10 protein-coding genes are annotated in these 14,898 nt (G+C 60.8%); 3 read left to right on the forward strand and 7 right to left on the reverse strand.

Features of this window, described 5'->3' with window-relative positions:
• Entirely contained in the window at window positions 1–1,191 is a 1,191-nt protein-coding gene (locus BXE_RS07635; protein ID WP_199577086.1) for an epoxide hydrolase family protein, read from the reverse strand.
• A gap of 272 nt (window positions 1,192–1,463) precedes the next feature.
• Between BXE_RS07635 and BXE_RS07640 the strand changes: the two genes are divergently transcribed.
• From BXE_RS07640 to BXE_RS43290, 3 genes are all read left to right on the forward strand, one after another.
• On the forward strand, window positions 1,464–3,041 hold the full coding sequence (locus BXE_RS07640) for an MFS transporter (RefSeq protein WP_011487784.1): 1,578 nt from the start codon (window positions 1,464–1,466) through the stop codon (window positions 3,039–3,041).
• A gap of 139 nt (window positions 3,042–3,180) precedes the next feature.
• Entirely contained in the window at window positions 3,181–4,086 is a 906-nt protein-coding gene (locus tag BXE_RS07645) for a LysR family transcriptional regulator (protein ID WP_011487785.1), read from the forward strand.
• A gap of 310 nt (window positions 4,087–4,396) precedes the next feature.
• Complete coding sequence (locus BXE_RS43290; RefSeq protein WP_052115890.1) at window positions 4,397–4,813, forward strand: DUF3331 domain-containing protein; 417 nt, start codon at window positions 4,397–4,399, stop codon at window positions 4,811–4,813.
• A 190-nt stretch (window positions 4,814–5,003) separates the two neighbouring features.
• On the opposite strand, the gene BXE_RS07655 is transcribed toward BXE_RS43290, so the two are convergent.
• From BXE_RS07655 to BXE_RS07680, 6 genes are all read right to left on the reverse strand, one after another.
• Window positions 5,004–6,167 (reverse strand): porin, encoded by a 1,164-nt coding sequence (locus BXE_RS07655; protein WP_011487787.1) that lies wholly within the window; start codon window positions 6,165–6,167, stop codon window positions 5,004–5,006.
• A gap of 508 nt (window positions 6,168–6,675) precedes the next feature.
• Window positions 6,676–8,226: an efflux transporter outer membrane subunit gene (locus BXE_RS07660; RefSeq protein WP_011487788.1), complete on the reverse strand. Its 1,551-nt coding sequence runs from the start codon at window positions 8,224–8,226 to the stop codon at window positions 6,676–6,678.
• Between the two features lie 10 nt (window positions 8,227–8,236).
• Complete coding sequence (locus BXE_RS07665; protein ID WP_011487789.1) at window positions 8,237–11,503, reverse strand: efflux RND transporter permease subunit; 3,267 nt, start codon at window positions 11,501–11,503, stop codon at window positions 8,237–8,239.
• Window positions 11,504–11,521: 18 nt separating this feature from the next.
• The gene (locus tag BXE_RS07670; protein WP_011487790.1) at window positions 11,522–12,697 is read right to left on the reverse strand and encodes an efflux RND transporter periplasmic adaptor subunit; all 1,176 of its coding nucleotides are present in this window, start codon (window positions 12,695–12,697) and stop codon (window positions 11,522–11,524) included.
• A 189-nt stretch (window positions 12,698–12,886) separates the two neighbouring features.
• Window positions 12,887–13,675: an alpha/beta hydrolase gene (locus tag BXE_RS07675; protein WP_148222924.1), complete on the reverse strand. Its 789-nt coding sequence runs from the start codon at window positions 13,673–13,675 to the stop codon at window positions 12,887–12,889.
• A 175-nt stretch (window positions 13,676–13,850) separates the two neighbouring features.
• Window positions 13,851–14,879 (reverse strand): LysR family transcriptional regulator, encoded by a 1,029-nt coding sequence (locus BXE_RS07680; protein ID WP_011487792.1) that lies wholly within the window; start codon window positions 14,877–14,879, stop codon window positions 13,851–13,853.
• Between the last annotated feature and the right edge of the window lie 19 nt (window positions 14,880–14,898).

Here is a 14,898-nt window from a genome sequence, read left to right on the forward strand (position 1 = left end):
TCAGTTCGGCGCAGGGGCGAGGACGTGGCCCGCAGCCTTCCATTCGCGGACGCTGGCGAACGCCGCGCGGACTTCCGCCGCGAAGATTTCCGGCTGTTCGAAAGCGGCGAAGTGGCCGCCCTTTGCCGTACGGTTCCAGTAGAACATCTTGCTGAACGTGCGCTCAGCCCAGGCCTTCGGCGGCGTGTAGATTTCGCCTGGGAAGACGCTGACAGCAACCGGGATGTCGACGGGCACCGCAGCGAACGTCAGGCCCGGATGCTCCGCGTACATGCGTGCCGAGGATGCGCCGCTATTCGTCAGCCAGTACAGCGTGATGTTGTCGAGCATCTGGTCGTAGGAGAACACGTCTTCCGGGACACCGTTGCTATGGCTCCACGCACCGAGCTTCTCGTAAATCCAGGCGGCGAGGCCGGCGGGTGAATCGGCGAGTGAATAGCCGATGGTTTGCGGCCGCGTCGTCTGAAGGTGATGGTAGAAGGAGCCGTCACTGGCGAAACGCAGGCATTGGTCGATGGCAATCTGTTCGTCCGGCGTCGGCACTTCCGGGAACTGGGCCGGCGCAACGAACGGGAGGTTCACGTGAATGGCGCGCAGACCCTCGAGCTTGATTCGACCCATCTCGGTGGTGATGACGCTGCCCCAGTCACCGCCCTGTGCAACGTATTCGTCGTAGCCCAGGCTCTTCATGAGCGTGTCCCATGCCCGGCCGATGCGGTTGCGTTCCCAGCCCCTCGCTGTCGGCTTGTCACTGAAGCCGTAACCGGGAATTGAGGGCAGAACGACGTGGAATGCGTCTTCGGCGTTGCCGCCGTGAGCAGTCGGGTCGACCAGCAGGTCAATGACGTCGAGGAATTCGACGATGGAACCCGGCCATCCGTGAGTCATCACAACGGGCAGCGCATTGTCGTGCCTTGAACGGATATGCAGAAAGTGAATGCCGAGGCCGTCGATGTCGGCCTTGTACTGAGGGTAACCGTTGATGCGAGCTTCAACGCGACGCCAGTCGTATTGGGTGCGCCAGTATTCGACTAGTTTCCGGAGCGCGTCCAGTTGCGCGCCCTGGGACTGGTCGTCCACTGTTTCGCGTTCAGGGAAACGGGTGGCGTCAAGACGCGTTTTCAGGTCGTCAAGGGCCGACTGCGGAATGTCGATACGAAACGGAGTGATGTTCATCTTCGAACCTGCCATGTGAATAGCCTGGAGAGGGAGGTCATCCTAGGCGAACGGGCGGGTTTCAAAAAGACACGTTTGGGAGACGCAGAGTTGCCCGTTGGGAGACAGTGGCCGAAGCTTATTTTTTGCAGTCGAGAAAAGTATTGTCGCTTGTGGGGAGACGCTCTAACCACCGTAGCGTTATTTATCTTACGCAATTCGCTGTTCAGAATGACGTCCTTCGAAGGCCTCATTCCGCGTGAGCCCGTCGACGTGCTTCGCACTCCAATCACTTCACAGGTTCACCGATGAATACTGCAACGTCATCCGGGACGGATAGCAACAGGCTGCTGATTCTTGCAGCCGTCTGTCTTTCCGCGCTAGTTTTGCCTCTCGCCTTTTCAGGAGGCGCCGTCGCTACGCCCGCAATCGGGCGAGACCTGGGGGGTAGCCCCGCCATGCTCACCTGGGTGACTAACGCTTTCATGCTGAGCTTCGGCAGCCTGCTAATGGCCGCCGGTGCGCTGGCTGACCAGTTCGGTCGCAAACGGCTCTTCGTCCTCGGTCTGGGCGGCTTCATCATCACTTCGTTCGCTATGAGCTTCGCGCCTTCGGTGCTGTGGCTCGATATTCTGCGCGGTGTTCAGGGTGTCGCGGCAGCGGCGTCGCTCTCCAGCGGCGGCGCATCGCTTGCGCAGGAGTTCGACGGGCATGCACGTACGCGCGCATTCAGTATGCTCGGCACGAGCTTTGGCATCGGCCTGGCATTCGGACCGCTGATGGCCGGCATGCTGATCGAGCAATTTGGCTGGCGCTCGATTTTCCTCGTCATCGCTGCGATTGGCGTTGTCGCCTTCATCTTTGGCGTGCCGCGTATGCGTGAGACGCGCGACCCGAACGCAACGGGGCTCGACTATCCGGGTACGGTCACTTTCACGGCGACGCTCGCACTCTTCACGTTCGGCGTGATTCAGGCACCGGAAAGCGGATGGGGTAGCCCGCTTGTTGTGACGCTTCTCGTTGCATCGGTTGTCTTTCTCGCCGCGTTCATCGTGGTCGAGACGCACGTCAAGCGTCCGATGCTCGAGTTGAGTCTATTCAGATATCCGCGCTTTGTCGGCGTGCAGATTCTGCCGGTGGGCACCTGCTATTGCTACATCGTGCTGATCGTCATGTTGCCGTTGCGGTTCATTGGTGCGGAAGGGTTGAGCGAAATCGACGCGGGCATGCTGATGATCGCGCTCTCGGCCCCGATGCTGGCCGTGCCGATGCTGGTTGCTTCGTTCACGCGCTGGATGTCCGCCGGCGTGCTGTCGGGCATCGGCTTTCTGATTGCCGCCGCGGGCCTGTACTGGTTGAGTCTGGTCGACTTTAGCGGACCGAAAGCAGAGCTCATCGTGCCGATGCTGGTGATTGGTATCGGTGCGGGTATGCCGTGGGGCCTGATGGATGGTCTGTCGGTCAGCGTGGTGCCGAAGGAGCGGGCCGGGATGGCCTCGGGCATCTTCAGCACGACCCGTGTTGCGGGCGAAGGTATTGCTCTCGCAATCGCGACCGCAGTGCTCGGGGCGCTCGCGCACACGAGCCTGTCGCGCACCATTCCTGACAATGGTGGTGACATCGCCGCTCGTATCGCAGAGGCCGCACAACGTGTGACCGCCGGTGACATGGTGCATGCCGCTTCGACCCTGCCGGAAGTCACCCGGCACGCGTTGTCGTCGAGCTACGCGGACGCGTTCACGAGCCTCCTGCACGTGCTGATTGTCATCACGTTGCTGTCGGCGTTCGCCACCTTCGCGTTCCTGAGCAGGACCCCGGCGCAGGATGACGAACCGGGTGCGAAGTCTGACCGGAAGGATGCTGCTGAAGAGGCTGTTAGCGCATAGCGCTCGTGTGACGGCGCTAAGGGGGCTGTCCCGCAACGGGGTAGCCTCCTTTCGCGTCAGTCGGGTCAATCGGGCTCCTACAGGGCCGCAGGCGCCTGATACAGTCTGATTTTCCCACCTTGCGTAATGGGGTTAAGCGATGAGCGAGCGGGTAGATGCACCCATAAATGAAATCGCGGTATTTGTGGCGGTTGCCCAAACCGGCAGCTTTACGCGCGCGGCCGAAGAAATCGGCAGCAGCAAGTCCAATGTGGGTAAAGCGGTCCAGCGCCTCGAAGCCCGACTCGGCTCCCAGCTTTTTCAGCGCACCACTCGTGCGGTGCGGCTGACCGAAGACGGCGAGACGTATCTGCTTGCCGCGCAGGAAGCGCTCGAATCCCTTCGCGAAGCGGAGCAGCAACTCGCGTCGAGGCGGGCCGAGCCCGCCGGGCGCGTCAAGATTGACCTGCCCGCGGGCTTCGGACGTCTGTTGCTGCCGAGTTTTATCCAGCTTCGTGAAAAGTATCCCAAGCTCACGGTGGAGATGGCCCTGACTGACCGGATGTCCGACCCGGTCGGGGAGGGCTGGGATATTGTCGTTCGCATTGGTGCGCTACCTGACGACAGTGAATTTACCGTGCGCAAGCTGTGCGACCTGAGGCTAGGTCTGTATGCGTCGCCAGAGTATCTCGCGCGCCGGGGTGACGTGAAGACGCTCGCGGAGTTGACTGACCACGACGCAATAGTTTTCCGTGGTCCAACGGGGCGACTACGTTCATGGACAACGCGAGAAAACGACACCGTGCGGGAAATTGTCCCGCACCCTGTTCTCGTGCTTGCCGACGGTCAGGCTCTCGTCGAGGCGGCGGTGGCTGGCTTCGGCATTACTCAGATTTACGACCGTGTCGCGCTTCCACATGTGCGTGCCGGTCGCCTCGTGCACCTGCTACCCGAAGCGGATGTAGACGGGCCGCCCGTGCATGCCATCATTTCGCTCGGGCAGAAGATGACGGCCAAGACACGGGCGGCGGTGAATCACCTCGCCGAAACGCTACAGCAGGGATAACAAAAGCGGCGTACGCGTGGCTGCCTGGCCGTAAAGCCGGGCAGACCTCGATTCAGCGGCATGGAGAGACAATGGTCCCGCATTGCTTTGGACTGTTAATCCTGCGAGCACTGCATCAATGTCGATTGCAGAACCATATGTTCTGCCCATCCAGAATAATCCATATCGCGGCATTGCCGCGCTGGCGAACAGGCGCCATCAATAAAGCTTTTCTACCGGCATGCGGCGGCTTTGCGCAGATGACGCTATCACGCGTTGCAGCGCGCACAAGAGAGAACGCAAGGGTAGTGGCTTGTTTCAGGAGCAGACAATGCGTTTTCTCGAGAACCGAAGGGACCCGTGGAGTCACCTGCTTGGCGAGCTCAGGGTTTTTTCAAAGGGCCTGCAACAGGACGCAGGCCGCCGGTTTGGCGCGACGCAAGTCGTACTTGCGGCGCGGACGATTTATAGACCATCGCCGGAACTCGTTGTGACGCTTGCGGAGCGCACCGGGCCAACGTCGGCAACCGTCGTCTGGAATGAGCCGAATTGCAGGTATGGCTACCAGACCTGGCGAGCCGCAGTATCCCGGGTGTCCGGCGTCTGCGTGATCAGTGGCACACGCATTCGACGCGGCGACCTGGTATTCAAACCACAGATGCGGCCAGTTCCTTTGAATGCGCACGCAATGATTCTTCAGTCAGTAGTCGACAGAATTGCCCCCCTTCTTGAAGAGGAGCCCGAATAAACCGGTGCGAGGCATCAATCAGGCTATCCGGGGACTGTTCGGTCACGGCAAGAAATCAATTCGGAAAACCAATCTTTACCTGAAGGAACAGTCTGGCTAACCTTTTTAGTGAGCCTCGTAGGCGGTCCGAGTCTGCTGGACCACCTGTCCAGAACGCAGGTTGAGCACCCGCAGCATTCTCCCACGGAGCCTAGAACTTGTGACGGATGCCCACAATTGCGATTTCCTGGTGGCTCGTGCCGGCGTAACCGTACGAACCAATGGATGCCTGGGCGGCCTGCGTCGTACGCTTGCCAGTGGTTGCGTCGTACACCGACTGCGTGCCGCTCGCGTGCTGGTAGGCCGCCATCGCGTAGAAGTCCGTACGTTTGGATAGCGCGTAGTCGGCACCCAGCGAAGCCTGATGATAGCTCGCTGACGTGTCGCCGCTCGCCTTCATGTACGTGTACCCTGCACCCACGAGCAATGCCGGCGTGAGCTGGTAGGCGGCGAATACGTTGCCGATATTGTACTTCTCGGTTTCGCTGAAGCCCGACTTGCCATCCGGGCTGTAGCGTGCGTTGCTGTACGACAGACCGACCGTCGCGGAGCCAAAGACGTACTGGCCCGCAACTCGCGCAATACCGATGGAGTGTGCGCTCGAGTAGCCGTTATTGACGGGACTGTTGAAGAGCGAATCGGAAGACGCACTGTTCCAGCCAGTCGTGCGATTTGCCGTCGGATTGTTGGCGTAGAAGTAGCCTGCGGCGAGCGATACCGGACCGTTGTTGTACGTTGCTGCGCCGCTCCACGTCTGTCCCTGGCCGGTCGTGCCCGCGCCATTGCTGAAGCCGTACAGGCCTTCCACCTGGAACCCCGCATACGTGGGCGAGACGTACTTCACTGCGTTGGACGTGCGCAGGCTGTTGTCGTAGTTGTCGACGTCGCCCGGCGTCGCAAACATGCCGCCGAAGAAGTTGTCGCCCGTGATGCCCTGAGCCATGTCGACAAGCGGGTCGTACTGGCGGCCGAGTGTGACGGTGCCGTACTTGTCGCTGGTCAGCCCCACGAAAGCCTGACGGCCGAATTCGCGGCCGCCCTGGTTCAATCTGCCGGTGCCGGGGTCGAAGCCGCTTTCCAGCTGGAAGACCGCCTTCAGTCCGCCGCCGAGGTCTTCGGAACCCTTGATACCCCAGCGGTTGCCGTTCATGTTGCCGTTAATCATCCCCACCTGTTTCCCGTTGCCATCAGCGTTGTGCACATAGCCGATGCCCGCGTCGATGATGCCGTAGAGGGTGACGCTGGATTGCGCGTGGGCTGCCCCCGTCAAGCCGGCGAGCGCAATTGCGAGAGGGGTCAATACGTACCGCTTCATATGTTCGTTCTCCAGATGTTTTACTTACGTCGGTAATGCGGACGTAAAGATAGCGTGTCAGAACGGTGTCGACGAACTACAAAGTGGCGTGTGTCTCGGGGGCGCTACGCACAAAGCGGCGTTCTGGTGGTCTGAAAAATGTCGCGGTGGAATCAGGCAAGGGCTAAACGCCTGTATTCATTGAACTCGCCTGGCACGTATAGGGCGCTGTTCGGAATGAACGAAAAGACTATTCGCAAGCCAGGTCTTCCGAATGGAGGCTCGGCGCGCTACGCTTCGATCAACCCTATCCCCTCGCAGTTGTTGCCCCGGGCCAGGGACTTCGCGCTCTTCACGCGAAGTCCCGATTCTCCCCTCGCGTCGCTCCCATCGGTCCATGTTCGTAATTCTGGAGACTCTGCAATGAGCAGGGAGAATTGACGCGAGTTCGAACGCGCTTTCCAGAAAACGACAGGCCCATCCAATGCTCTGGATAGGCCTGCGTCATGCCCAACTCAAAACTGCTTCCTTATTTCTGTGCGATTGCTGTTTGCACGGAAGCGGGGGGCGCGACCTGTCCCACGGCCGGTTGGGCAGGCTGGGGAACCACGTCACCCCAGCCGCCGCCAAGCGCACGAATCAGATTGACCGTGGAAGCCGCCTGCACACCCTGCAGTTGCACCGCCGCGCGGCGTGCCTGCAGGACGGTGCGCTCCGCATCGATGACGTCCAGATAGTTCACCGCGCCCTCGGTGTACTGCGAGCGCGAGAGGTCCGCTGCACGTTGCGATGCCTTGACTGCTTCGTTCTGCGTCCTGGTCTGGTCTTCCAGAATGCGCATGTCGGACAGGTTGTCTTCGACTTCGCGGAAAGCTACGAGCACCTGCTGCCGGTAATTCGCGACGTCCTCTTCGTAGACAGCCCGAGCGTTCGCGAGGTTGCCTTTGCGGCGGCCGCCGTCAAAGATCGGAATATTCAGCGCCGTACCGGCAAGAGGACCGAGCAGGAACGCACGGCTGCTCCATTTGAAGAGGTCGCCGATCGTTGCGGATTCGAAGCCACCCGTACCCGTGATAGTGAGTGACGGAAAGAACGCGGCCTTTGCGATACCAATGCGCGAGTTCGCGGCGGCCATCGCTCGCTCGGCGGCGGCGATGTCCGGCCGCCGTTCGAGCAGCGACGAGGGCAGTCCTGGCGGCACACGCAGGTTGACAGGCCTGATGGGATCAGCCGCCATAGAGAACTCGGCCGGCGCCTTGCCAAGCAGCACTGCCAGGCTATGCTCGGACGCGGCGCGAAGACGTTGTACGGTCATCGCGTCGGATTGGGCAGAGGCCAGTTCAGCTTTCGCACGCGAGAGGTCGAGCTCGGTGATTTCGCCTTCCGTGTAGCGGCGCTGAACCAGCTTCAAGGCGTGCTGTCGGAGCTCGACAGCGTTCCTGAAGACCTCGGATTCGGCGTCGAGCTCGCGAAGCGCAAAATAGTTCTGCGCGACATCCGCCTGGAGGGCAAGCATTACCGAGCGAAAGAGCGCCTCGCTGCGCTGTGTATCGGCGCGCGCCGCATCGACCGTCGACGCGACACGACCAAACAGGTCGACTTCATACGAAGCGCTCGCCTGAGCGCGCCAGAACGTCCGCTGTGGCACATTCGTGCCGTCCGGCTCAAAGAGGGAAGCGGCCGAGACCCGCTGCCTCGTCGGCCCGAAACCGGCATCGAGCGAGGGGAACAGACCCGCGCGCGCAGCCTGATTCATTGCCCGTGCTTCGTTCACACGGGCCGCCGCCGCTTTCAGGTTCTGGTTCGCGTCCAGCGCCTGCTGTTCGAGGTCGTTCAGCTTCGCGTCATCGAACACCTTCCACCATTCGCCGCGGGCGACGTCTTCCGATGGTTGCGCCGTCTTCCATGTGCCCGCTTCTTGCGCCGACAGCGGCTGCTGCGGTGCTTCCTTGAAGGTCGCCGTCGTCGGTGTCGACGGCACCTCGTACGTCGGTGCGAGTGAACACCCGGACAGAACCATCAGGGCGCCCAGCAGGACGGAGCCAGTAAAGCCTTTCTTCGTCGAAAAAAATGTTTTCATGATGGTCTCCTTACTCCTGGAATGCCGGCTCGGGAGCCTTTACGCCGGGTCTGGCAGGAGCACCCGTCGAGCCACCGCTTCCGCCATGGCCGCCGTCGCGGTCATCCGGCCCGTGAATGTGCGGGTGGTTGCCATGTCTGTCGGTAAGCTGCCTGCCGCCCGAGAGCTTGCGCAGAAGCACGTAGAACACCGGTGTGAGTATCAGACCGAAAAGGGTTACGCCCAACATGCCGAAGAACACCGCGATGCCCATCGCGCGACGCATTTCCGAACCCGCTCCCGTGGAAATCACCAGGGGAATCACACCCATGATGAACGCGATGGACGTCATCAGAATCGGGCGCAGACGCAGCCGGCAGGCTTCAATCGCGGCCTGAACAATCGAACGGCCCTGCATTTCCAGCTCGCGTGCGAACTCCACAATCAGAATCGCGTTCTTCGCGGACAGTCCCACCAGCACCATCAGACCAATCTGCGTGAAGATATTGTTGTCGCCACGCGTGAGCCACACACCAAAGAGCGCGGACAGAATGCTCATCGGCACAATCAGCAGAATCGCGAGCGGCAGCGTCAGGCTTTCGTACATGGCGGCCAGCACGAGGAACACGAGCAGCACGCTGATCGGGAACACCCAGAACGCGGCGTTGCCGGTCAGAATCTGCTGGTAGGTCAAGTCGGTCCATTCAAACTTGATACCTCGCGGCAAGGTTTCAGCCGCGATGCGTTCGACCGCCGCCATCGCCTGGCCAGACGAATATCCCGGAGCGGGTCCACCGTTGATGTCCGCAGCAAGGAAGCCGTTGTAGCGAATCACCGTCTCCGGACCGAACGTAGGCGTTACCTTGATGAGCGACGACAACGGCACCATCTCGCCTGCGGCATTGCGGGTCTTGAGCTGGAGAATGCTTTCGGCCGAGGTACGGAATGGGGCATCGGCCTGCGCACGCACCTGATAGACGCGACCGAACTTGTTGAAGTCGTTCACGTACAGCGAGCCCAGATAAATCTGCATCGTGTCGAACACGTCAGTGACCGAGACACCGAGTTGCTTGGCCTTTTCACGGTCCAGTTCGACGTTCAGTTGCGGAACGTTAATCTGGTAACTCGAGAACGAGGGGCCGAGTTCCGGTGCTTTTGCTGCTGCCGCGAGGAACGACTGCACCGCCTTGTTCAGGGCTTCGTAACCCAGCGCGCCACGGTCTTCAATCTGCAGCTTGAAGCCGCCGATCGTGCCCAGACCCGAGACCGGAGGAGGCGGGAAGGTGGCAATCATCGCGTCCTTGATGCCGGCGTATTCCTTGTTCAGGTTGCCGACAATCGCCGCCGCCGATTCATCCTTGCTGCGCTCCTTCGAGGGGCTCATGACGGGGAACACCAGGCCGCTGCTCGACGAATTCATCAGGCCGGTCACGTTCAGGCCCGGAAATTCCGGCGAATGCACGACACCCGGCTGTTTGCGGGCAATGACGCCCATTTCGTGAACCACTTTTTCAGTGCGGTCGAGCGATGCGCCCGGGGGCAACTGCAGGATGCTGACGAGATAGTCCTTGTCCTGACCCGGCACAAAGCCACCCGGGACAATCTTGCCAAGCAGGAACGTGCCGCCCAGCAGGACGCCGTAGACGACCATCATCGCGGCCTTGCGATTGATAATGCCGCCCACACCCTTGCCGTACGCTTCCGAGCCACGATGGAACACCTTGTTGAACACGTTGAAGAACGGTCCGAGGATGCGGTCCATGACCCGGGTGAGCCAGTCTTCAGGCGCGTGGTGATCCTTGAGCAGCAAAGCCGACAGGGCGGGCGACAGCGTGAGCGAGTTGAACGCGGAGATGACGGTCGAAATCGCAATGGTCATCGCGAACTGCTTGTAGAACTGGCCGGTCAAACCCGACATGAATGCCAGCGGCACGAACACCGCAACCAGCGTCAGCGCAATGGCGATAATCGGACCGCTCACTTCCCGCATCGCTTCGTACGAGGCCTCGAGTGGCGTGAGACCGGAGGCAATATTCCGCTCGACGTTCTCCACCACCACAATTGCATCGTCGACCACAATCCCGATGGCGAGAACCATGCCGAACAATGACAGCGCGTTGATGGTGAAGCCGAAGGCCAGCATCAGCGAGAAGGTGCCCACAATCGAGACAGGCACCGCCAGCAACGGAATCAGCGATGCGCGCCACGTCTGCAGGAAGACGATGACGACGATAACGACAAGGACGATAGCTTCGAAAAGCGTATGGACCACCGCGTCGATGCTTTCGCGGACGAACTGCGTCGGGTCGTAGACAATCTTCGCCTCGACGCCTTCGGGCATGTCCTTTTGCAACTCCGCGGTGATGCGGCGAACATCCGTCGAAATCTGAAGCGAATTTGCGTTGGGCTGCTGGAAGATGATGAGCTGCACGCCAGGCTTGCCGTCCAGACTTGCGCGCAGAGCATATTCCGCTGCACCCATTTCCACGCGCGCCACATCGCTCAGATGCGTCACTGCACCGTCGGGCGAGGTCTTCAGGATGATGTTGCGAAACTCTTCCTCGGTCTTCAGGCGACCCTGAGCGTTCACGCTCAGTTGCATCGGAACGTTCGTCGTCATCGGCGCACCGCCGACGATACCCGCCGCAACCTGGACGTTCTGCTCACGGATTGCCTTCACGACGTCCGTTGCCGTCAGGTTCTGACGGGCTACCTTTGTCGGGTCGAGCCAGACGCGCATGGAGTAGTCGCCCGCGCCCCACATCGCAACTTCGCCAACGCCCGGGACCTGCGCAAGCCGGTCCTTGATGTTGATGAGCGCATAGTTGCGCAGATAGGTAAGGTCGTAGCGGCCGTTCGGCGAGACGAGATTCACGCCCATCGTCAGGGTAGGCGACGACTTGATGGTCGTCACGCCCAGGCGCTGCACGTCCTCGGGAAGACGCGGCATGGCCTGCGATACGCGGTTCTGCACGAGTTGCTGTGCCTTGTCCGGATCGGTGCCGAGCTTGAACGTGACGGTCGTCGTCATTGCGCCGTCGCTGTTGGCCTGCGACTGCATGTACAGCATGTTCTCGACGCCGTTGATCTGCTCTTCAATTGGAGAGGCGACGGTTTCCGCAATGACTTTCGGATTCGCACCGGGGTACTGTGCGCGTACGACTACCGATGGAGGCACGACTTCCGGATATTCGGCCGTTGGCAATTTGGTCAGCGCGATAAAGCCCGCGAGCACAATCACCACCGACAGAACGGCGGCGAAGATTGGCCTGTCGATGAAAAACTTTGAGATGTTCATGATGACCTTCTCGCGTTATTACGCTGCGGATTTGGCAGCGTCTGTCATGCTGACCATGTGCGGGCTGACGGTGTCACTCGGCTTTGCGTGCATCATGCCGTTCACGACGATGCGCTCACCCGCCTTCAGACCCGAGGTCACGACGCGGAGGTTGTCGTGCAGACCGCCAAGCTGGACTTCGCGATAGACGACCTTGTTCGCGCCGTCCACGACCAGCACGAACTTCTTCGCCTGGTCAGTGCCAACGGCCGCGTCGTCAATCAGAATGGCCGGATGGGGCTCGCCGCCGCCAACCTTGACGCGTGCGTAGAGACCCGGAACGAGCGCGCCGTCTGCGTTGTCGATAGTGGCACGCACACGGATGGTGCCGGACGACGTGTCGAGCCGGTTATCAACCGACGTAACCGCCCCCTTGCGCGAGTAGCCGTCTTCATTTGCAAGACCCAGCGACACCGGCACCTTCGTATTGCGGTCGCGGCCAAGGTATTGCAGATACGTCTGTTCATCGACATCGAACGAGGCGTAAATCGGCGACACCGAAACCAGCGTGGTAAGCAGAGGCGCGTTCGCGCCGGTCGATACGACGTTGCCGACGGTCAGTTCGGCGCGCGATACGCGGCCCGTCACCGAGGCGGTAATCCTGGTGTAGCCGAGATTGACCTGTGCTGCTTCCAGCGCGGCTTCGGCAGCCTTCACTCCTGCGGCAGCTTCGCGCGAGGCATTCTGCTTTTCGTCGTAGTCGCGCTTTGCGATGGCATTGTCGGCGAGCAGTCGGTCAGCGCGCGCGGCATCGGTCGACGTGTAAATAGCGCGAGCCCTGGCCGCTGCAACCTGTGCTGCGGCGCGGTCGACTTCGGCCTGATAGGGGCGGGGGTCGATCGTGAAAAGCGGGTCGCCTTTCCTGACCAGCGCGCCGTCCTTGAAGTGGACGGCAATGATGGTGCCGGCAACGAGCGGGCGTACTTCGACATGGTCGATGGCTTCGAGACGCCCGGAGTAGCTTTGCCAGTCCGTGATGGTCTGCGAAAGGACGACCGCGACGTCGACCTGAGTAGCTGGCGGCGGCGCGTCGGCAGCCTGAGCTGCACTCAGCGGACCTGACGTGGTCCCATGAGTGAAGCCAATGCCTGCAACTGCGCCGACAACTGCCAGCGCACCGAGCGCGGCAGTGAGCCGTTTTTGACTGGAGAGCATGAGTAGTACTCCTTATAGATGCAAAGTGGTCTGTAAAACGTGACAGGTCTGGACTTCAGTTCATAGCCGTCTCGGCCTTACATCCATCACTGGGTGTATAGCGTTGACGAAAGTATGGACTCCGTGTTTCTGGTTATAAAGTAGCGAACAGTGGTTTCTTTGTATCTCTTGGAGCGACAATTCGGCCAGTCAATCACGCGCAAGCCGTTTGCGCAGGAATTCGACGACACCGTCGAGTGCCGGTGAATGGGAGATGAGTTCGCCGTGGCAGACTCCGCCGTGGCGTGTCATCTCGACGGGCACGCCTGCCGTAATAAGCTCGCGTGCGTAGGTTTCGCCATCTCCGCGCACGAGGTCCTGTTCTGCCGTCGCTATCAGCGTCGGGGGCAGGGTGGCAAGGCGTCGCGATTCGAGCGGCGCGGCATAAGGGTGGATGCGGTGGTTGGCGCTGGGCAGGTACGCCCGGTACGAGCGCGCGCAATCCTCCGGAGCGAGGTCGCTCCTGCCGGGGCATTGTCCCTCCATCAGCCGCGTCATACTCGGGTCGAGCAAGGGTGCAAGTAGTGCCTGTGCGGACAGGCGGCGCACGCCCCGGTCGCGTGCGATAGCGGCAAGCCCCGCCGCGATGTTGCCTCCAGCGTCGTGTCCGACCGCGGCAATGCGGTTCGGGTCCGCGCGATAGCCGCGTGCGTTTCCCACGGCCCACTCAAGAGCGAGATGGGCATCTTCGGTTGCGGCTGGAAACGGGAATTCAGGCGCGAGCGAATAACCGACGGCAATCACCCATGCAGGAGTTTGCGCTGCAATGAGCGTAGCAGGCTTGCTGGTTTCGTCCAGCGACCCTTTGACAAAGCCACCGCCGTGGAAATACAGCACGATCGGCATTGCGCTGTGAGCGAACGGATGGAAGCTGCGCAACGTGATGTCTTGCGCGTGTCCTGCAATCGTGATGTCCGAGATGTCCAGCCTGGCTTTCATCGAAGTGTCTGCGCTATGCGTCAAAAAGGTAGAGGAGGTTTTAGCAGCCGGAATTCTGCATACATCGGGCTGCCGGATAAACATCTCACTTCCGATAAGACAATTCGCTCGGACCGAATTGTGCTGTTAGGAACCGCGCGCCACATGGCAAGCTTTCCCGCGTGTGCCAGGCCGCCTACATAGGCGCCAGATCCCTGCTGCGCGTACCCGGCGCGCGCGCTGACTCCAGCACGCGGCCCGCAGCGGTGGACGACTGGCGATGCTTGACGTATTGGGCGATACCCGAGGGCAGCACGTTGTCCGCACGCAGCAGATGACAGTTCTCGAACAGTTCGGCAACCCATTCGACAAATACGCGGACCTGTGGAGAGAGGTGACGGTTTTGCGGATACACCGCTGAAATAGGAAACGGACTTGGACGGCAATTGCCGAGTACCTCGACCAGAGCACCCGATTCCAGATGAGGAAGCGCAAGGAAGTGAGGGACCTGGATGAGCCCGAGACCCCTTAGACCGCATTGCAGGTATGCCTCGCCGTCATTGGCGGCGAGCTTCGAGCGCATGCGAACGTCCACGGGCTTGCCGTCGACGACGAAGTCCATCTCCACGATGCGGCCATTGCGGCTGGAGAAGTAGTTGACGGCTGTGTGCGATTCGAGCTCGGCGAGCGACACCGGCTCGCCATTGCGTGCAATGTAGTCCGGGCTCGCCACGGTGACGAACTCCGAGACGCCAACCCTTCTTGCTACCAGCGTCGAGTCCTGCATCGGCCCCATGCGGATGGCACAGTCAACACTGTCCTGAATCAGGTCTACGGCCCTGTCGCCGACGCCGAGCATCAGTTCGATGTCCGGATATCGCGCGTGGAACTCGTCCAGCGCGGGGACGATCAGGAGACGGCCGATAGACCCTGGCATATCGACTTTGAGCTTGCCGCGCGGAGCTGACGCGCGCGAAAACGAGCTCTCCGAATCCTCGACATCGGCGAGAATGCGCGAGCAGCGCTCATAGTACGCAGCACCGTCCGGAGTGAGGCTGATACGGCGGGTCGTGCGATTGAGCAGGCGTACCTTGAGGTACGCCTCAAGAGCCTGGATGATGGTCGTGACTGACGAACGCGTCATGTGCAGGGAGTCGGCGGCACCGGAAAAGCTGTTGGTGTCGACTACCCGCGTGAAGACCTGCATCGCTTGAAGTTTGTCCATGATTCTCACTTAAGGCAAC

This window comes from Paraburkholderia xenovorans LB400 (assembly GCF_000013645.1).
Taxonomy (GTDB): Bacteria; Pseudomonadota; Gammaproteobacteria; order Burkholderiales; family Burkholderiaceae; genus Paraburkholderia; species Paraburkholderia xenovorans.